Source organism: Ottowia sp. (genome assembly GCF_047975795.1).
In the GTDB taxonomy this organism is placed as follows: Bacteria; Pseudomonadota; Gammaproteobacteria; order Burkholderiales; family Burkholderiaceae_C; genus Ottowia.
Genome location: NZ_JBKEEE010000023.1, coordinates 25,425 through 44,754 on the forward strand (window position 1 = coordinate 25,425; position 19,330 = coordinate 44,754).

General features: G+C 61.8%; 16 protein-coding genes. 4 read left to right on the forward strand and 12 right to left on the reverse strand.

Features of this window, described 5'->3' with window-relative positions; translation table 11 throughout:
* Window positions 1-211 precede the first annotated feature (211 nt).
* From ACK5NW_RS03255 to ruvC, 4 genes are all read left to right on the forward strand, one after another.
* Window positions 212-2,281, forward strand: a complete 2,070-nt coding sequence (locus ACK5NW_RS03255) for a ribonuclease catalytic domain-containing protein (protein ID WP_416925003.1) — start codon at window positions 212-214, stop codon at window positions 2,279-2,281.
* Between the two features lie 7 nt (window positions 2,282-2,288).
* Complete coding sequence (locus tag ACK5NW_RS03260) at window positions 2,289-3,224, forward strand: energy transducer TonB (RefSeq protein WP_416925005.1); 936 nt, start codon at window positions 2,289-2,291, stop codon at window positions 3,222-3,224.
* A gap of 4 nt (window positions 3,225-3,228) precedes the next feature.
* Window positions 3,229-3,954 (forward strand): monofunctional biosynthetic peptidoglycan transglycosylase, encoded by a 726-nt coding sequence (gene mtgA / locus ACK5NW_RS03265; RefSeq protein ID WP_416925007.1) that lies wholly within the window; start codon window positions 3,229-3,231, stop codon window positions 3,952-3,954.
* Between the two features lie 92 nt (window positions 3,955-4,046).
* Window positions 4,047-4,589, forward strand: coding sequence for a crossover junction endodeoxyribonuclease RuvC (gene ruvC, locus ACK5NW_RS03270; protein ID WP_416925009.1), 543 nt, complete (start codon window positions 4,047-4,049; stop codon window positions 4,587-4,589).
* A gap of 217 nt (window positions 4,590-4,806) precedes the next feature.
* On the opposite strand, the gene lpxC is transcribed toward ruvC, so the two are convergent.
* From lpxC to ACK5NW_RS03330, 12 genes are all read right to left on the reverse strand, one after another.
* Window positions 4,807-5,730, reverse strand: a complete 924-nt coding sequence (gene lpxC, locus ACK5NW_RS03275; RefSeq protein ID WP_416925011.1) for a UDP-3-O-acyl-N-acetylglucosamine deacetylase — start codon at window positions 5,728-5,730, stop codon at window positions 4,807-4,809.
* Between the two features lie 161 nt (window positions 5,731-5,891).
* Window positions 5,892-7,118, reverse strand: a complete 1,227-nt coding sequence (ftsZ, locus tag ACK5NW_RS03280) for a cell division protein FtsZ (protein ID WP_416925013.1) — start codon at window positions 7,116-7,118, stop codon at window positions 5,892-5,894.
* 166 nt (window positions 7,119-7,284) lie between these two features.
* Entirely contained in the window at window positions 7,285-8,514 is a 1,230-nt protein-coding gene (ftsA, locus tag ACK5NW_RS03285) for a cell division protein FtsA (RefSeq protein WP_416925015.1), read from the reverse strand.
* Between the two features lie 30 nt (window positions 8,515-8,544).
* The gene (locus ACK5NW_RS03290; RefSeq protein WP_416925017.1) at window positions 8,545-9,429 is read right to left on the reverse strand and encodes a cell division protein FtsQ/DivIB; all 885 of its coding nucleotides are present in this window, start codon (window positions 9,427-9,429) and stop codon (window positions 8,545-8,547) included.
* The gene (locus ACK5NW_RS03295) at window positions 9,426-10,403 is read right to left on the reverse strand and encodes a D-alanine--D-alanine ligase (RefSeq protein ID WP_416925019.1); all 978 of its coding nucleotides are present in this window, start codon (window positions 10,401-10,403) and stop codon (window positions 9,426-9,428) included. The genes ACK5NW_RS03290 and ACK5NW_RS03295 overlap by 4 nt, the downstream gene beginning before the upstream one ends.
* Before the next feature lies 1 nt (window position 10,404).
* A complete protein-coding gene (murC, locus tag ACK5NW_RS03300) occupies window positions 10,405-11,832 on the reverse strand; it encodes a UDP-N-acetylmuramate--L-alanine ligase (protein WP_416925021.1) in 1,428 nt (475 codons plus the stop codon).
* A complete protein-coding gene (gene murG / locus ACK5NW_RS03305) occupies window positions 11,829-12,923 on the reverse strand; it encodes an undecaprenyldiphospho-muramoylpentapeptide beta-N-acetylglucosaminyltransferase (protein WP_416925023.1) in 1,095 nt (364 codons plus the stop codon). The genes murC and murG overlap by 4 nt, the downstream gene beginning before the upstream one ends.
* A complete protein-coding gene (ftsW, locus tag ACK5NW_RS03310) occupies window positions 12,920-14,164 on the reverse strand; it encodes a putative lipid II flippase FtsW (RefSeq protein ID WP_416925035.1) in 1,245 nt (414 codons plus the stop codon). Before ftsW ends, murG begins: the two co-directional genes overlap by 4 nt.
* A gap of 23 nt (window positions 14,165-14,187) precedes the next feature.
* Window positions 14,188-15,771, reverse strand: a complete 1,584-nt coding sequence (murD, locus tag ACK5NW_RS03315) for a UDP-N-acetylmuramoyl-L-alanine--D-glutamate ligase (protein ID WP_416925025.1) — start codon at window positions 15,769-15,771, stop codon at window positions 14,188-14,190.
* Window positions 15,772-15,775: 4 nt separating this feature from the next.
* Window positions 15,776-16,954 (reverse strand): phospho-N-acetylmuramoyl-pentapeptide-transferase, encoded by a 1,179-nt coding sequence (mraY, locus tag ACK5NW_RS03320; protein WP_416925027.1) that lies wholly within the window; start codon window positions 16,952-16,954, stop codon window positions 15,776-15,778.
* Window positions 16,944-18,362 (reverse strand): UDP-N-acetylmuramoyl-tripeptide--D-alanyl-D-alanine ligase, encoded by a 1,419-nt coding sequence (locus ACK5NW_RS03325; protein WP_416925029.1) that lies wholly within the window; start codon window positions 18,360-18,362, stop codon window positions 16,944-16,946. The genes mraY and ACK5NW_RS03325 overlap by 11 nt, the downstream gene beginning before the upstream one ends.
* Window positions 18,359-19,330 (reverse strand): Mur ligase family protein (locus ACK5NW_RS03330; RefSeq protein ID WP_416925031.1); only part of this gene is annotated, 972 nt, incomplete at its 5' end. The genes ACK5NW_RS03330 and ACK5NW_RS03325, both read right to left, overlap by 4 nt.

Here is a 19,330-nt window from a genome sequence, read left to right on the forward strand (position 1 = left end):
TCTTTGCAACCACGTTGGCCGAAAGCAAAGTGCCTGTTCCAAGAGCATGTTTTTTTCCGCATCTGTCTGCTTTGCTGCGCTATCAATAGCTGGCAGCGCTTACCAAATCAGCGTTTCACGCCAATTTGTCACTTGATGGCCTGCCCGCAGTGGCAGTCTGCCCGCCATCTGCGCCCCACTTGGCTCAAGGATGGGACAATCGCCCACTCTTATGTATGTACTGTTTGACGAGGCTGGCAAATTTTTGGCTGGCCGCATTCTTTCTGAAGCCGAAGCCTCAGCCCAGGTCGAGCTGGACTCGGGCAAGCGCGTCAAGGTCAAGGCGGCCAACCAGTTGCTGCGCTTTGACCAGCCTGCCCCGGCCGAATTGATGGCCAGCGCCAGCCAGGCCTCCACCGAGGTCGATTTGCCCCTGGCCTGGGAATTCGCCCCCGAGGACGAATTTGGCTTTGCCCAACTGGCCAGCGACTACTTTGGCGGCACGCCCGGCGTGGTGGAACAAACCGCCACGCTGATGGCGCTGTACGACGCCCCGCACTACTTTCGCCGCGCAGGCAAAGGGCGCTTTAAAAAAGCCCCGGCCGACATCGTGGCCCAAGCGCTGGCCGCGATCGACAAGAAAAGGCAGATCGCCACCCAGATCAGCGCCTGGGCGGGCGAGTTGGCCGGTGGCACCACGCCCGAGCCGGTGCGCGAGCAGTTGTACAAAATTCTGTTCAAGCCCGACAAAAACGCGCCCGAGTACAAAGCCGTGGTAGAAGCTGCCCGCACCACGCAATTGGCCCCGCTGACCTTGCTGCAACGCGCCGGGGCCATTCAATCGGCCTACCAGTTCCACTGGCAGCGCTTTTTGTTCGAGAACTTTCCCAAAGGCACGGCCTTTCCCGCGCTGACCGCACCGGGCATCACCGATGACCTGCCGCTGGCTGCGGTGCAGGCGTTTTCGATCGACGACTCGCAAACCACCGAAATCGACGACGCCCTGTCGCTGCAAGGCCTGGACAGCGGCACCGTGGTACTGGGTATTCACATCGCCGCACCTGCGCTGGCGCTGCAACCGGACGATGCGCTGGACGCAGTAGCACGCCAGCGCCTGTCCACGGTGTACATGCCGGGCTACAAGATCACCATGCTGCCCGATGACGTGGTGCAAACCTACACCCTGAGCGAAGGGCGCGACGTGCCCGCCGTGTCCCTGTACATCACACTGGATGAGGCCACGCTGGCCATTCAGAGCAGCGAGACCCGGCTGGAGCGCGTGCCCATTGCCGCCAACCTGCGCCACGACCAACTGGATGCACTGGTCACGCCCGAGTGGCTGTCCAGCCCGGATTCAGCGCCTCAAGATGACAGTTTGCCGCCGCCAGTGCAGCGCAAACAGCTCATGTTTTTATACCGACTGGCGCAGCACCTGAAAGCCGGGCGCGAGCAGGTGCGGGGCAAGCCCGAGACATTCAACCGTCCCGACTACAGCTTTCGCCTGAATGGCCTGCAAAGCGGTGCCGTGCCCACCGGCGACGAGGCCGTCACAATCAGCCCGCGTCAACGCGGCGCGCCGCTGGATTTGATCGTGGCCGAAGCCATGATTTTGGCCAACAGCACCTGGGGCCAATGGCTCGCCAGCCTGGGTGTGCCCGGCATTTACCGCAGCCAGGCCAGCCTGGCCCCCGGCATCAAGGTGCGCATGGGGGCCAAGGCGCTGCCGCACGCGGGCATTGGCGTGCCCAGCTACGCCTGGAGCACATCGCCGCTGCGCCGTTATGTGGATCTGGTGAACCAGTGGCAAATCATCGCCTGCGCGCGCCACGGCAAAACCGCTGCGCTGGCCGCGCCATTCAAACCCAAAGACGCGCAACTGTTTGCCGTCATCAGCGCATTCGACGCAGCGTACACCGCCTACAACGCCCACCAGTCGGGCATGGAGCGCTTTTGGACTTTGCACTATCTGCGCCAGCAAGGCATGACCGAGTTGACCGCATCTCTGATCAAAGAGCAAAGCGGCGGGGCCTGGCTGGTGCGCGCCGACAATTTGCCGCTGGTGTTCAGCATCATGGGCGCGCAAGCGCTACCGCGCGGCACCCGCGTGCGCGTGAAATTGGGTGCTGTTGACGACATTGCGCTGGACGTGCACGGCACCGTGCTGGAGGTGCTGGGCGACGCCACGGCCATCACCACCAACGACCAGACGGACGACGATGGCGATGACGACAACGCCGCCGCTGGGCCACTGACCATTGCCGTGGACGTGAACGAGGCAGCGCCTGCCAGCCCCAATAATTGAAATCGCTGTGAAGTCTCTTTCTCTCAAACCACTGCCGACGCTGCAATCGCTGCAATCACTGTCCACCCTGCAATGGGCGCTGGCGCTGTCGGTGCTGCTGCACGGAGCGTTGCTGACCATCCGTTTTGTCAACCCCGAAGGCTTCAAGCGGGTGTTTCAGGAAACCACGCTGGACGTGGTGCTGGTCAATGCCAAGTCGGACGAAAAACCCGACAAAACCAAGGTCCAGGCCATCGCCCAGCACAGCCTGGCCGGGGGTGGCGATGCGGCAGACAAGCGCATGGTCAGCACGCCGCTGCCGCCCAGCCCGCAAGAATCCGAAGGCACCGACCAGATCGACGCCAACCAGCGCCGCATCGACGCCATGCTGGAGCAGCAAGAGCTGCTGATGGCCCAGGTACGCCAGCAACTGGCCACCATGCCCGAGATCGACCCGGCCAAGCTGGCCGACGACCCCGAGGCGCAGGCCCAGGAAGAAAAGCGCCAGCAACTGTCCAAGCTGCTGGCGGCCATTGAACGCCGGGTAGAAGAAGAAAACTCGCGCCCGCGCAAGCGCTACCTCAGCCCCGCCACACTGGGCACCACCTACGCGCAGTACTACGACGACATGCGCCGCAAAATCGAGGCGCGCGGCACCGAAAACTTCCCGCAGGTGGCGGGCCGCAAACTGTATGGCGAGCTGCTGATGGCGCTGCTGATCAACCACGACGGGCGCATTCTGGACGCGCGCGTGGTCAAAAGCTCGGGCAACCGCATGCTGGACCGGCTGGCCGAAACCATTGCTTCGTCGTCCGCTCCGTTTGGCCCCTTCACCCCGGCCATGCGCAAGGACACCGATCAGTTCGACGTGACCGCGCGTTTTAAATTCACCCGCGACATGATGCTGGAAACCACCTTGCAGTCCGACGCGCTGACCAACGCCGTTCAGGACGAACTTCAGTAACGCCATGCGCTTTATCAAGCGGTGGCTGGGCTGGTCGGTGCTGGCACTGGCCATGCTGCAAGCGGTGCTGATCGGCCGCATTGCCATGATGGCGGTGGTCGATCCGCAATCAACAACGTTCGAGCGCTCGCAAGCCTGGCAACTGGCGACCGAAGACAGGCTGCGCTGGCGACAGCAATGGCGCGACTACGGCCAGATTTCAGACCACCTCAAGCGCGCTGTCATCGCCTCGGAAGACGATGCTTTCGTCAATCATGAAGGCGTCGCATGGGACGCCATCGAGCAAGCCTGGGAGCGCAATGCCAAAGCCCAGGCCGAGGCCGAACGCCGGGCAGAGCAAAACAAACCTGTGCGCCCGATCAAGATCCGCGGCGGCTCCACCATCACCCAGCAACTGGCCAAAAACCTGCTGCTATCGGGCGAGCGCACCATGCTGCGCAAAGGCCAGGAGCTGGTGCTGACCTTTGCCCTGGAGCAGTTGCTGACCAAGCAGCGCATTCTGGAGATTTACCTCAACCACGTCGAATGGGGCGAAGGCGTTTTTGGTGCCGAAGCCGCGGCGCGGCATTACTTCAACAAAAGCGCCGCCAGCCTCACCGCATGGGAGTCGGCCCGTCTGGCCGTGATGCTGCCCCGGCCCCGTTACTTCGAGAAGAAACCACAGTCGGGCTATCTGAAGCACCGGGCGAATGTCATCGTCTCGCGCATGCGCAGTGCTGAACTTCCTTGACCTGCCCAACAGGAGCAGTCCCTGTGATTTCATGCTCCAAGCACGCTCTGATGCTTGTATGTCAAGCAAAAGCAGCTATTATCTAAATAGCAATGAGAATCCTCGGTATTGATCCCGGCCTGCGCACCACAGGTTTTGGCGTGCTTGACGTTGGCGCAGGCCAGCAATTGCGCTACGTGGCCAGCGGCGTGATTCAAACCACCTCCGTGGCGCAAGGCAACCTGCCTGCCAGGCTCAAGCTGCTGTTCGACGGCATTGGTGAATTAAGCACCCGCTATCAACCCGATGTGGCGGCGGTAGAAATCGTGTTCGTCAACGTCAACCCCAAGGCCAGCCTGCTGTTGGGGCAGGCACGTGGCGCTTGCGTCACAGCGCTGGTCGCGCGCAGCTTGCCCGTGGTGGAGTACACCGCGCTGCAAATGAAACAGGCCGTGGCCGGTCACGGCAAAGCCGCCAAAGCGCAGGTGCAGGCGATGGTGCAGCGCCTGCTGCAACTGCCCGCCGCGCCCAGCCACGATGCCGCCGACGCCCTGGGTCTGGCGATTACCCATGCCCACGCCAGCCGCGCCGTGCACTTGCTGCAAACCGCTGGTGCTACACGCACCACCAGTGGCATGTACCGGCAGAATCGATAGTTTGATGGCTCAGTCAGCCTCTAATTCCATTTCCAGATCAATAGTGAACGCGAAGGCTAAGCGCAGACAGTACTGGCGTACGGCAAGCTGGGCCGACAAAGTGCACTGTTGATCTGGAAATGGAATAACGAATAGCAGGTACACCTTGAAGCTATTCTTTTAAAAGCATCAAGAAGGCAGGCCAGCCACCGTCTGACACAGTGCTGCCTGAATCACCCTACCAGACACCCGCCAGTTGGGTGAAGCCCGCCGGGGCTTGGCGCTCGTGTTCAAAGCTGACGATGTCCCACGCCTCGGGCTGCGCCAGCAGCGCACGCAACAATTGATTGTTCAACGCATGTCCCGATCGGAAAGCGCTGTACGCAGCCAGCATCGGCTTGCCAATACAGTACAGATCGCCAATGGCGTCGAGAATCTTGTGCTTGGCAAATTCTTCGGCATAGCGCAAACCGTCGGCATTGAGCACCTTGGTGTCATCCATCACGATAGCGTTGTCCAGCCCGCCGCCCAGTGCCAGACCGTTGGCGCGCATGGTTTCCACATCTTTGCTGAACGCAAAAGTGCGGGCGCGGGCAATGTCACGACTGTAGCGGCCTGAACCCATGTCGAAAGTCACACGCTGCTCGGTGGAGTCGACCGCAGGATGGTGAAAGTCGATCTCAAAGCCGAGCGTAAAGCCGTGGTACGGAATCAGGCGGGCCCATTTAAGCTGATCGCCCTCGCCTTCGCGCACTTCAACCATTTTCTTGACACGCACAAACTTCTTGGGGACGTGCTGCAACTCGATGCCTGCGCTTTGCAGCAGGTAGACAAAGGATGAGGACGATCCATCCAGAATGGGCACCTCTTCAGCCGTGATGTCGATGTAGAGGTTGTCCAGCCCCAAACCCGCACAGGCCGACATCAAATGCTCCACCGTGCGCACCTTGGCATCGCCGTGCGACAGCGTAGACGCCAGCCGGGTATCCGTCACCGCCAAGGCATTCACCGGAATATCCACTGGCTCGGGCAGATCGACACGGCGAAACACGATACCGGTATCGGGCGGCGCGGGGCGCAGCGTCAACTCGACCCGCTCGCCGCTGTGCAGGCCCACACCCACGGCGCGCGTGAGCGATTTCAGAGTGCGTTGTGCCAGCATGGTCGGGAATTTTAAAAGTTTCACTCCAGTGTTGGCTCTCGAGGGTGGCATGTCCTCAAGGGCGGCAAGCCATCATCAACTCGTACACCGTCAGTCAGGATGACCGCTCATGCGAACAAAACCGAAGTTTTGGTCACATGAGCAGCCCTCACCCTCATCACTCAATCAGCCTGCTTGCGCAAAAAGGCCGGAATCTCGTAGTCGCCCATGCCGCCACTGGACAGCGCATCCACCTTGGCTGCGGCCTGCGTGCGGTTGGTGCGCCACACGCTGGGCACGGTGGTGCTGTCGTAGCCGGGCTGCGCAGAAGCGCCCATGCCACCCGCCTGGCCGACTTGCTGGGTCACCGTGGGCACGGCGAACGGCACGTTGTCGGTACCAGTGCGCAGGCCGCCTTGCACCACCGTGATGGGCTGGCGACGCGCGCCCTGACGTGACAGGCCAGTGGCCAGCACGGTGACACGGATTTCGTCACCCAGGGTTTCGTCATAAGCCGCGCCATAAATGACATGCGCATCGGCTGCCGCGTAGGCTTTGATGGTGTTCATGGCTTCTTTGGATTCGCTCAGCTTCAGCGTTCCCTTGGAAGCGGTGACCAGCACCAGCACACCCCGGGCACCCGACAGATCGATGCCTTCCAGCAGCGGACAGGCCACTGCCTGCTCAGCCGCAATGCGAGCGCGATCCGGGCCGCTGGCCGAGGCCGTGCCCATCATGGCCTTGCCCGGCTCGCCCATGACGGTGCGCACGTCTTCAAAGTCGACGTTGACGTTGCCATAGTCGTTGATGATTTCGGCAATACCGCCGACGGCGTTTTTCAGCACATCGTTGGCCTGGGCAAATGCCTCTTCCTGCGTGATGTCGTCGCCCAGCACTTCGAGCAACTTCTCGTTGAGCACCACCACCAGCGAATCGACATTGGCCTCCAGCTCGGTCAAGCCCGCTTCGGCATTGGTCATGCGGCGGCCACCTTCCCAGTCGAAAGGCTTGGTCACCACGCCCACCGTGAGAATGCCCATGTCTTTGGCGATGCGCGCAATCACGGGCGCAGCACCCGTGCCAGTGCCGCCGCCCATGCCGGCGGTAATGAACAGCATGTGCGCGCCACGAATAGCCTGGCGAATATCGTCGGCAGCGGCTTCAGCCGCTTCACGGCCCTTGTCGGGCTTGCTGCCTGCGCCCAGGCCGCTGTTGCCCAACTGGATCGTGGCCGATGCCTGCGTGCGGTGCAGCGCTTGCGCATCGGTGTTGGCGCAGATGAACTCCACGCCTTGCACTTCGCGCACGATCATGTGATCCACCGCGTTGCTGCCGCCGCCGCCGACCCCGATCACCTTAATCTGGGTGCCAGAATCAAAACCGTCTGTTTCAATCATCTCGATGCTCATGGTGTACTCCTTGTATTGACTTGCAGTTGCCTTGGTTGAATGAATAGATTGCCTTCGTTATTTGCATGAAAACCTGACCACACGCGTCATGACGGCGGCCCGGTACTCAGTGACACCTGCGTGTTCGAGGTGAACTCCCTGGGTTTGGAAATGGATGCATGCATGTTCAGAAATTCCCGACGATAAAGTCCTTGAAGCGGCCGAACGCGCTCTTCACGCCGCCCGCTTGTTGCGCCACCTTGAAACCCCGCAAGCGCGCCTGGCGCGCCTCTTCCATCAAACCCATCACGGTGGCTGCACGCGGTTGCGCCACCATGTCGGACAAGGCACGCGAATACCTGGGCACACCGCGTCGCACCGACTTGAGAAAAATATCTTCGCCCAGCTCCAGCATGCCCGGCATCACTGCACTGCCGCCCGTCAACACCACACCGGAAGACAGCACCTCTTCAAAACCGGAGTCGCGAATGACCTGGTGCACCAGCGAAAAAATTTCTTCCACGCGCGGCTCGATCACGCCCGCCAGCGCCTGTTTGCTCAGCATGCGCGGGGTGCGGTCGCCCAGGCCTGGCACCTCCACCTGCGTATCGGCATCGGCCAGCAACTGCTTGGCGCAACCGTGCTCGACCTTGATATCTTCGGCATCCATGGTCGGCGTGCGCAAAGCCATGGCGATATCGCTGGTGACCAGATCGCCCGCAATCGGAATCACAGCGGTGTAGCGAATGGCACCGCCCGAGAAGATCGACACATCGGTCGTGCCCGCACCGATATCGACACAGGCCACACCCAGCTCACGCTCGTCATCGGTCAGCACGGCCTGAGCAGAGGCCAGCGGGTTGAGCATCAAATGATCCACTTCCAGCCCACAGCGGCGCACGCATTTGATGATGTTCTCAGCCGCGCTTTGCGCGCCGGTGACGATATGCACCTTGGCTTCCAGGCGCTTGCCGCTCATACCCACCGGCTCGCGTACATCCTGCTCGTCGATCACGAATTCCTGCGGCTCGACCAGCAGCAGCCGCTGGTCGCTGGAGATATTGATGGCTTTGGCCGTTTCAACCACCCGGGCCACATCGGCCGCAGACACCTCCTTGTCCTTGACTGCCACCATGCCACTGGAGTTGATGCCGCGGATATGACTGCCGGTGATGCCGGTGTACACGCGGCCAATCTTGCAGTCGGCCATCAGCTCGGCTTCTTTCAGCGCCTGCTGAATGCTGGCCACCGTGGCGTCGATGTTGACCACCACGCCCCGCTTCAGTCCATTGCTGGGTGCCACGCCCAGGCCAGCCAGCTTCAAATCACCGCCCGGCAAGACCTCGCCCACCACCACCATGATCTTGGCAGTGCCAATGTCCAGCCCGACGATGAGATCTTTGTACTCTTTTGACATGACGCTCTGTACTTGTTTGGCCTGTTCGGGTTATCGCCTGGCAGCGGCTCGGACCGCTGGTGTGCGTGAGGTTGTTGCCGCACGGACAGCGGCATTGCTGGACGCGGCTGTATTTGCGCGTGCAGTGGGCATCGTCACCACTTGTTCCGCAGCACCCACTGTGCTGATGCCGCGCAAACGCAGCGCATAGCCGCCTGGATGGCGCAAATCCGCCGACTCAATCGCTGCGATCGGGCGCTGATGGCGGTTGGCCACATCCTTGACCGTGCCTGCAAATTGGTTAAGCCTGCTCGCCAACTGCTCAGACGAGCCTTGTCCCAGCTCGATCACCGCGCCCGCATCCAGCCGGGCACGCCAGTTGCCACGCGCCAGCAAGGCCAGCTCCACCATGTCGGCACCGATGGGTTGCACCAGCGGCCGCAACTGCTGGTAGGTTGACCAGACTTCGGCAGAGCGTCCCTCAGGCCCGATCAGTGTGGGCAAATCGTCTTCATCGGCATCACCCACAGCGGCTTCAAACACCTTGCCCGCACGATCGACCATGTGTGCGTTGTCTTCGCCCCAGCGCGCCACGGGCACGTGCTCTTGCAAGGTGACATGCAGCGCGTTCGGGAATTCACGCTGCACCATGGCTGAGCGCACCCAAGGTGCCGACTGAAACGCTGCCTGCGCCGCTGATAAGTCCATGGTGAAGAAATTGCCCACCAATTTGGACAGCACACTGCTGCGCAAGCTGGCCGCGTTGTTGTGCGTGGTATCGCCACCCACGGTGATCTGCTCGATGGCAAACACCGGATGACGCACCACCCAGCGCACGCCCACAGCCAGGCAAGCCAGCACCAGCAGGGTGACCAACAGCGATGCCGTCAGGTTCATCAGCTTCACGTCCACGGGAATCGGCAGGTGCTGCGTCATGCCCGCCCTTTCACCAGTGCCGCGTAATCCAGCGTGGCGCTAGCCAGCACTTGCAGGCACAAGTCTTCGTAGCTGATGCCCACCGCGCGCGCCGCCATGGGCACCAGCGAATGGCTGGTCATGCCGGGCGACGTGTTCACTTCCAGCAGGTATGGCTGGCGCGTGTTGGCGTCGATCATCACATCCAGCCGACCCCAGCCACGGCAGCCCAGCACGCGATAGGCTTTGAGCGCCAGCGCCTGGATGGCCTCTTCTTCACCAGTCGGCAAACCGCAAGGCACGCGGTACTCGGTCACGTCGGTGAAGTATTTGTTGTCGTAGTCGTAGTTGCCTGCGGGTGCCACAATGTGGATCACCGGCAACGCACGCGCTGCCGCACCGTCACCAAGCACTGGGCAGGTCACTTCATCGCCTTCAATACACTGTTCGCACAGCACATCGGCATCCAGCTCGGCCGCTTCAGCCACCGCTTTTTGCATCTGCTCAACATTCGTAACCTTGGTCACGCCCAGCGACGAGCCTTCGCGCACCGGCTTGACGATCACTGGCAAGCCCAACTCGGCCATCACCGCACGGGCATGTTCGGCATCGTGCTCGCCTTGCCTGAGCAACACGTAACGCGGTGTGGGCAACCCTTCAGCCTGCCACACGCGTTTGGTCATCACCTTGTCGATCGCCAGGGCGGAGGCCATCACGCCCGAGCCGGTGTAGGCAATCCCCAACAACTCCAGTGCCCCTTGCACCGTGCCGTCTTCACCATAACGGCCATGCAGGGCGATGAAGCAGCGCTCAAACTGCTGACGGCGCAGATCGTCCATCGGCTGCTCGGCCGGATCGAAGGCGTGCGCATCCACGCCGCGCGAGCGCAGTGCCTGCAGCACGCCCTCGCCCGACATCTGCGATACCTTGCGTTCGCCCGATTGGCCACCCATCAGCACGGCCACTTTTCCGAATTGAATGTCTTGTTGCACCATGTCATCCAGCCTGGTCTGGATTATGCTCAGTTTTTTGTAGCATTTCAACGATTTTTGCAGGAATGCCACCAATTGATCCTGCACCCATGCACAGCACCACGTCACCGGCCTTGGCCTGCTCGGCCATCAAGGCAGGCAATTCGTTCACGTCATTGACGAACACCGGCTCCACCTTGCCCGCCACGCGCAGCGCACGCGCCAGCGAACGACCATCGGCGGCCACAATCGGCTCTTCGCCTGCGGCATACACCTCGGTCAACACCACGTGGTCGGCCACACCGATCACTCTGACGAAATCTTCAAAACAGTCGCGTGTGCGGGTGTAGCGGTGCGGCTGAAACACCAGCACCAAACGCCGCCCCGGAAAGGCCCCACGCGCAGCCGCCAGCGTGGCGGCCATCTCCACCGGGTGGTGCCCGTAATCATCGATCACGGTGAAGGTGCCACCGCCTTGAGCAGGCAGGTCGCCATAGCGCTGAAAGCGTCGTCCCACACCTTTGAAATCAGTCAAGGCTTTTTGCACGGCCGCATCGGGCACGTTCAGCTCCACCGCCACGGCAATGGCCGCCAGCGCGTTCAGCACGTTGTGTTCGCCCGCCAGGTTCAGCACCACGGGCAGATCGGGCAGTGTGACGCCGTTGCGGCGCTGCACGGTGAAATGCATTTGCCCATTCGCCGCCTGCACATTGACTGCGCGCACCTGCGCATCTTCAGCCAGGCCATAGGTCGTGACCGGACAGGTCACGTCGGTCAGGATGTCGCGCACCGCCGGGCTGTCCAGGCACAGAATGGCCGCACCATAAAACGGCATGCGGTGCAAAAAATCTACAAACGCTGCTTTGAGCCGACCAAAGTCGTGCCCATAGGTTTCCATGTGGTCGGCGTCGATGTTGGTGACCACCGCCATCACCGGCAACAGGTTGAGGAACGAGGCGTCGGATTCGTCCGCCTCCACCACGATGTAATCGCCCGAACCCAGGCGCGCATTGGCCCCCGCGCTGTTGAGTTTGCCGCCAATCACAAAGGTGGGGTCCAGCCCGGCCTCGGCCAGCACGCTGGCCACCAGGCTGGTGGTGGTAGTTTTGCCGTGCGTGCCGGCAATGGCCACGCCCTGCTTTAAGCGCATCAGCTCGGCCAGCATGATGGCGCGTGGCACCACCGGAATGCGCCGCTCGCGCGCGGCCAGCACCTCTGGGTTGTCGGCGTGCACGGCGGTGGAAGTGACCACCGCATCCACCTGCTCCACATGCGCACCATCGTGGCCCACAAACGTGCGCATGCCCATCGCGCCCAGTCGGCGCAAGGTGGCGCTGTCAGCCAGGTCAGACCCCGACACGGTGTAGCCCAGGTTGTGCAGCACTTCAGCAATGCCGCTCATGCCTGCACCGCCGATACCGACAAAGTGAATACGCTGGATGGCGTGTTTCATGCCGTCAACTCCTCACACGCGGCAACAATGCTTTCTGTGGCGCTTGTTTTTTGAAGATTTTTGGCCTTTTGCGCCATATTCATCAGCGCGGTGCGCTCCATTTTTTGAAGCAAATCAGCCAGTTTTTCTGCACTTAAATCAGACTGCTGGATCAGGCTGCCGGCGCCTTGATTAACCAAAAACCGGGCGTTGCTGCTCTGGTGGTCGTCCACCGCGTGAGGGAAAGGCACGAACAACGCTGCCGCACCAATAGCCGCAATTTCGGTCACCGTAGTGGCCCCTGCACGGCAAATGACCCAATCGGCCTCGGCGTAGGCGCGTGCCATGTCATCGATAAAAGGCACCAACTCGGCCTCAACCCCCGCCGCTGCGTAATTGGCGCGCAGCGCGTCAATCTGTTTGGCACCACTTTGATGAATGACCGCAGGGCGCTGTTCAACGGGCAACAGCGCCAACGCCTTGGGTACCACTTCGTTCAAGGCCTGCGCCCCCAGGCTGCCACCCACCACCAGCAGGCGCAACGGTCCGCTACGACCGGCAAAGCGCTCTACGGGCGTAGGGTATTCGGTGAACACCGTGCGCAAAGGATTGCCCACCCACTGCACTTGGCGCGCCTTGGCCAACACGCCGGGGAAGGCGGTGAACACTCGATCGGCCACGCCCGCCAGCACCTTGTTGGCCATGCCAGGCACTGAGTTCTGTTCGTGCAACACCAGCGGCTTGCCCATGGCCACGCCCATCATGCCGCCAGGAAAGCTGATGTAGCCGCCCAAACCCACCAGCACATCGGGTTTGACCCGTCGCACTACGCCGACGCTTTGGGCAAATGCCTTCAAAATCCGCAGCGGCAGCAGCAGCATCGCCATCACACCTTTGCCGCGCACACCGCCAAACTCAATGGCTTCAAACGCATAGCCGCGCGGCGGTACCAATTGCTGCTCCATGCTGCCGGGCGCACCCAGCCAGTGCACGCGCCAGCCGCGGGCGCGCAAGCCATCGGCCACGGCCAAACCAGGAAAGATGTGCCCACCCGTGCCACCGGCCATGACGAGCGCGCATTTGGAGCGGGGTGTGGATGTGGAGGGCGTCATGGGCGACCTCCCCGCATCAGGTGGCGGTTTTCCACGTCGATGCGCAACGCAATGGCAATGGCCACCATGTTGATCAAGATGGCCGAGCCGCCATAACTCATGAAGGGCAAGGTCAGCCCCTTGGTGGGCAAAGCACCCAGATTCACGCCCACGTTGATGAACGCCTGAAAACCCAGCCACAGCGCAATGCCTTGCGCCACCAGGCCAGAAAACACCCGGTCCAGCGCAATGGCTTGCCTGCCAATGTGCATGATGCGGCGCGTGAGCCAGAAGAACAGCAGGATCAGGGCAACCAGGCCGATCAGCCCACATTCTTCACCAATGATGGCGGTCAGAAAGTCGGTGTGGGCCTCGGGCAGCCAGTGCAGTTTTTCGATGCTGCCACCCAGACCGACACCAAAAATCTCGCCCCGGCTGATGGCAATCAAGGCATGCGACAGCTGGTAGCCCTTGCCCAGCGCGTGGTCTTCGCTGAACGGATCCAGGTAGGCAAAGATGCGCTCGCGCCGCCAGGGCGACGTCCAGATCATCATGGCAAAGGCCACCACCAGCACCATGGCGATCAAAAAGAACATACGCGCGTTCACGCCGCCCAAAAACAGAATACCCATGGCGATGACGGCAATCACCAAAAACGCACCCATGTCCGGCTGCGCCAGCAGCAAGCCCCCCACCACGCCCACGGCCACGCCCATGGGCAGCACGGCGCGGAAGAACCGCTCTTTCACGTCCATGCGGCGCACCATGTAGTCGGCTGCGTACATCAACACCGCCAGCTTGGCCAACTCAGACGGCTGGAAGTTGATGGGCCCCAGCGAAATCCAGCGTCGCGCGCCGTTGACCATGGTGCCCACCTGCGGAATCAGCACGGCAATCAGAAGGCCCAGCGTGCCCACAAACAACCAGGGTGCCATACGCTGCCACCAATCCATGCGGATCTGAAACGCCACCAACCCCGCCAGACAGGCCAGTCCGACCCACATGGCGTGGCGCACCGCAAAGTAGGTGGGCGAATAACGTGCAAAGCGCGGGTTGTCCGACAGCGCGATGCTGGCCGAATACACCATCACCAGCCCCCAGGCCAGCAAAACCACACACACCCACACCAGCGCCTGGTCGAACCCCAGCATGCGCGAGGGCGTACTGGTGGTGCGGACGTATTCCGTGCCACCGATGCGCACGGGCAAATCATCGACTGGCGCACGCGCCTCACGGCGCTTGCGGCGCTTGGGTGTTTTGATGCTGACGTCAATGGTTGCGGTCGTCACGTCAGCACCTCCAGCGTCAACCCTTCAGCATGGGCCAGGGCCGTCACCGCATCGCGAAACACCTGCGCTCGGTGCGTGTAATCGCGGAACATGTCCAGGCTGGCGCATGCAGGCGACAGCAAGACCGCATCGCCCGCATGGGCGTGTTCGCGTGACATCGTTGTGGCATCTTCCAGCGTGGCCGCATCCAGCAGCGGCACGCCCGTGTCTGCCAGTGCCGCACGGATCAAACCCGCATCGCGCCCAATCAAGACGATGGCACGCACATAGCGCGTGACCGGTGCCACCAACGGCAAAAAGTCTTGCCCTTTGCCATCGCCACCCAAAATCACGACCAGCTTGCGCTCAACCCCCAGCCCTTGCAAAGCCGCCACCGTGGCACCCACGTTGGTGCCCTTGCTGTCGTCAAAATACTCCACATCGGCCAGCACGCCAATCGACTCCACCCGGTGTCGCTCGCCCCGGTATTCGCGCAAGCCATACAGCATCGGCCCCAGCGCAGCACCCACACTGCTAGCCAGCGCCAAAGCCGCCAGCGCATTGACCGCGTTGTGGCGGCCCCGGATGCGCAGCGCATCGGCAGGCATCAGCCGCTGCACGTGCAGCTCCACTTCTTCATCCTTGCGGCGACGCAGAGTTTCATCGGCCTGAAGCGCGCGCACCAGCCAGGTCATGCCGTTGACCGATTCCAGCCCAAAATCACCCGGCGCAGCAGGCATGTCGGCACCAAACGTCAGCACCTGCCGAGTCGGCGGCTTGGGGCCTTTACCCGCTTTGGCGGATGGTGGCGGCTGCATGGCCATCACCTGATCGTCGTCGCGGTTGAGCACCATCACCGCGTGCTCACCAAAAATCTGGCGCTTGGCCTGGACATAGGCGGCCATGCTGCCGTGCCAGTCCATATGGTCTTGCGTGACGTTCAGCACCGTGGCGGCGCTGGGTTCAAAACCCATGACACCGTTCAGCTGAAAGCTGGACAGCTCCAGCACCCAGACCTGCGGCAAACCGCTGCCTTCTGAATCACCGTTTACTGAATCACTGCTTTCTGGGTTGCCGCCTTCTGAGCGGCTGTTTTTCAGGCCTCTTGCCAGCGTATCCAGCAAGCTGGGGCCGATGTTGCCTGCCACGGCCACGGTCATGCCGGCGCGCTCCAATAGCTGTGCTGTCAGCGACGTCACCGTGGTTTTACCGTTGGTGCCCGTAATGGCGATCACTTTGGGGTGGTATCGGCGTTCATCTGCCAGCGCTTTCAACGCCGCGCCAAACAAATCCAGCTCGCCCAGTACCGCAACACCACGTTCTTGCGCGGCCGCCACTACAGCGCTGACATCCGCCGGTGCCAGACCGGGGCTGCGGCACACCACACGCCACGCAGCATCGTCCAGCAAACCCGCATCCAAAGGCCCGGTGACAAAGCGCGCGCTTGGCACTTGCGCACGCAAGGCAGGCAACTGCGGCGGCGCTTCGCGGGTGTCTGCCACCGTCACTTGCGCCCCCTGGTTGGCGCACCAGCGCGCCATGGCCAGACCGCTGACACCCAGCCCCAGTACCAGTACCTGTTGATCGTGCAGTTGAATCATGGGCTTACCTCAGCTTCAACGACGCCAAACCCACCAGGCACAGCAGCATGGTGATGATCCAAAAGCGCACCACCACCTGCGTTTCGGCCCAGCCATTTTTTTCGAAATGGTGGTGCAGCGGGGCCATCTTCAGCAAACGTCTGCCTTGGCCATAGCGGCGCTTGGTGTATTTGAAATAAGCCACCTGCGCCATCACCGACAGCGCCTCCACCACGAAAATACCGCCCATGATGGCCAGCACGATTTCCTGCCGCACGATGACCGCAATCGTGCCCAATGCGCCGCCCAGCGCCAGCGCACCCACGTCGCCCATGAACACCTGCGCCGGGTGGGCGTTGAACCACAAGAACGCCAAACCGGCCCCAGCCATGGCGGCGCAAAAAATCAACACTTCGCCCGTACCCGGAATGTGCTGGAACAACAGGTACTTTGAAAACACCGCGCTGCCGGTAACGTAGGCAAAAATGCCCAGCGCAGACCCCACCATGATGACCGGCATGATGGCCAGGCCATCCAAACCATCCGTCAGATTGACCGCATTGCTTGACCCTACGATCACCAGATAACTGAGCACCACAAAGCCCACCACGCCCAACGGATAAGACACCTCTTTGAAGAACGGCACCAGCAGCCCGGCAGCCGCGGGCAAATCCAGGGTGAAGCCCGACTGCACCCACTCCACCATCAGCACCCAAACCTGCGCATTGGATCGACCAGAAATGCTGAACACCAGATAAAACGCCGCCGCCAGACCAATCAGCGATTGCCAAAAATATTTTTCGCGCGAGCGCATGCCCTCCGGATCCTTGTTGACCACCTTGCGCCAATCGTCCACCCAGCCAATGGCACCAAAACCCAGCGTCACGATCAAAATGATCCAGATAAAACGGTTCGACCAGTCGAACCACAGCAAGGTCGAAATGGCGATGGACAGCAAAATCAGCACACCGCCCATGGTGGGCGTGCCGCTTTTCGATAAATGCGTTTCCATGGCGTAGCCACGTATCGGCTGGCCGATTTTCAGTTCGGTCAATCGGCGAATCACCCACGGCCCGGCCAGCAGGCCAATCACCAGCGCCGTCATCGCCGCCATGACAGCGCGAAACGTCAGATACTGAAACACCCGAAAGAAACCAAACTCTGGCGACAAGGATTGCAGCCAACTGGCCAGCTCAAGCAGCATGCGCACCCTCCGCCTCGAATACGGTCGCGGTAAGTACAGCCACCACCCGCTCCATCGCCATGAAACGCGAGCCTTTGACCGCCACGCTGGCGCATTGGGGCACATTGGCATGCACGGCCTTATTGAGATCGTCCATGGTCTCAAAATGCCGCCCACCACCAAACGCCATGGCTGCATGAATCGCCAGCGGCCCATACGCCAGCAGTCGATCAATATTTTTTTCACGCGCATAGGCACCCACTTCAGCGTGGAATGCCGGGCCTTGCTCGCCCACTTCGCCCATATCGCCCAGCACCAGCATGCGCGGGCCAGGCAGCTCGGCCAACACATCCACGATGGCCAGCACGGAATCAGGGTTGGCGTTGTAGGTGTCGTCCACCAGGGTGATGGTGCGTCCGCGCACTTTCAGCACCTGCGTGCGCGATCTGCCCTGCACCGGTCGGAAGGCCGTCAAACCGCTGGACATGGCCTCCACCGGCGCGCCCGCAGCGGCAGCGCACGCCAAGGCCGCCAACGCATTGCTCAGGTTATGACGCCCGGCAGCATAAAGATCAAAGGCAACGTCTGCACCTGAAGCACGCGCCTGCGCACGCCAATGCTCGCCCTGCCACTGCGCCGCATGCAGCGCAACGTCCGCCCCCGACGCTGCATCACCAAACAACACGCACGGGCTGGTGCCCGCCATGCGTTGCCACAGCGGGCTGTACGCATCACTGGCCGGGAAAACGGCCACGCCAACGCCTTGAAGGGCGCTGAGGACGGCACCGTTTTCAACCGCCACCGCCTCCACCGAACTCATGAACTCCTGATGCTCGCGCTGCGCGTTGTTGACCAAGGCCACCGTAGGTTGGGCGATGCCCGCCAGATAAGCAATTTCCCCCGGATGGTTCATGCCCAGCTCAACCACCGCCACCCGGTGCGCTGGCCGCAAACGCAACAGCGTTAACGGCACCCCAATATCGTTGTTGAAATTGCCCTCGGTGGCCAACGCAGCGTCACCGTGCCAGGCACGCAAGATGGCGGCCACCATCTGGGTCACAGTGGTCTTGCCGTTGCTGCCAGTGACCGCAATCAACGGCCCCTGGTAATGCTGGTGCCGCCACGACTGTGCCAGCTCACCCAGCGCCATCTTGGTGTCTGGCACCAGGATGCCCGGTAAACCCGCATCGGCCAACAATGCCGCATCCTGGACCGAGCACATCGCGGCAGTTGCTCCGCTGGCTTTCGCTTGCTTTAAATACTGCGCACCATCAAAGCGCTCTCCTTTGAGCGCCACAAACAAATCGCCCGGCTGCAACGTGCGGGTATCGCTGTGCGCACGCATCACCTTGACCGCACCATCGCCCACCACGCGCGCCTGCGCCAGCCCTTGCGCGGCATCGTGCAAACGCAGATCCATCACGCTCATGCGCCCCCCTTCATCGTGACCGCACAGCGTTTGAGCGCCTGTTCTGCCTGGTCTTTGTCCGAAAAGGGGCGCTTTTCTCCCTGCACTTCCTGGTAGCTTTCATGCCCCTTGCCTGCCAGCAAAACCACATCCGCAGGCTTGGCCGTCAACAGTGCAAATTCAATGGCCTCGGCACGATCGAGCAGCACCGCACGCGGCGCATGTTGCATGCCCGCCACGATGGCACCGGCAATGGCTTGCGGTGCCTCGCTTCGGGGGTTGTCACTGGTCACCACCACCTCGTCCGCGCCACGCGCTGCCGCCGCACCCATCAGGGAACGCTTGCTGGCATCGCGATCACCGCCGCAGCCAAAAACGCACCACAGTCTGCCTCCCCGCTGCTCGGCCAGAGGGCGCAATGCGCCCAACACCTTGTCCAGCGCATCCGGCGTGTGCGCAAAATCCACCACCGCCAACGGCGTGTCTGCTGAATCCGGGCATGGCACGCTTTCCATGCGCCCAGGCACAGCGGGCAGGTCTGCGCACACCGCCACGGCATCCTGCAACGAAACGTCCAACGCGCGCAGCACGCCCATCACACCCAGCATGTTGAGCACGTTGTATTCACCCACCAGCGCCGTCGACAAAGGCAAGGACTGTGCGCCTTCATGCACCACCCAATCCAGTCCGCGCTGGCCGTAGCGGATGCCTGTTGCGCTCAACCGCGCACCAGAACGCAGCGATACCGTCCAGACATCCAGCCCGCGAGCACGCGCGCGCTGTACCAGCTCGCGCCCGTGCGAATCATCCACATTGATCACGGCCGAGCGCAAACCCGGCCAGTCAAACAGCGCCGCCTTGGCTGCCCAGTACCGGCCCATATCACCGTGGTAATCCAGATGATCCTGGGTCAGATTGGTGAAGCTGGCAACATCAATGGCCACCCCGTCCAGCCGGTGCTCAGCCAGACCAATGGACGACGCTTCCAT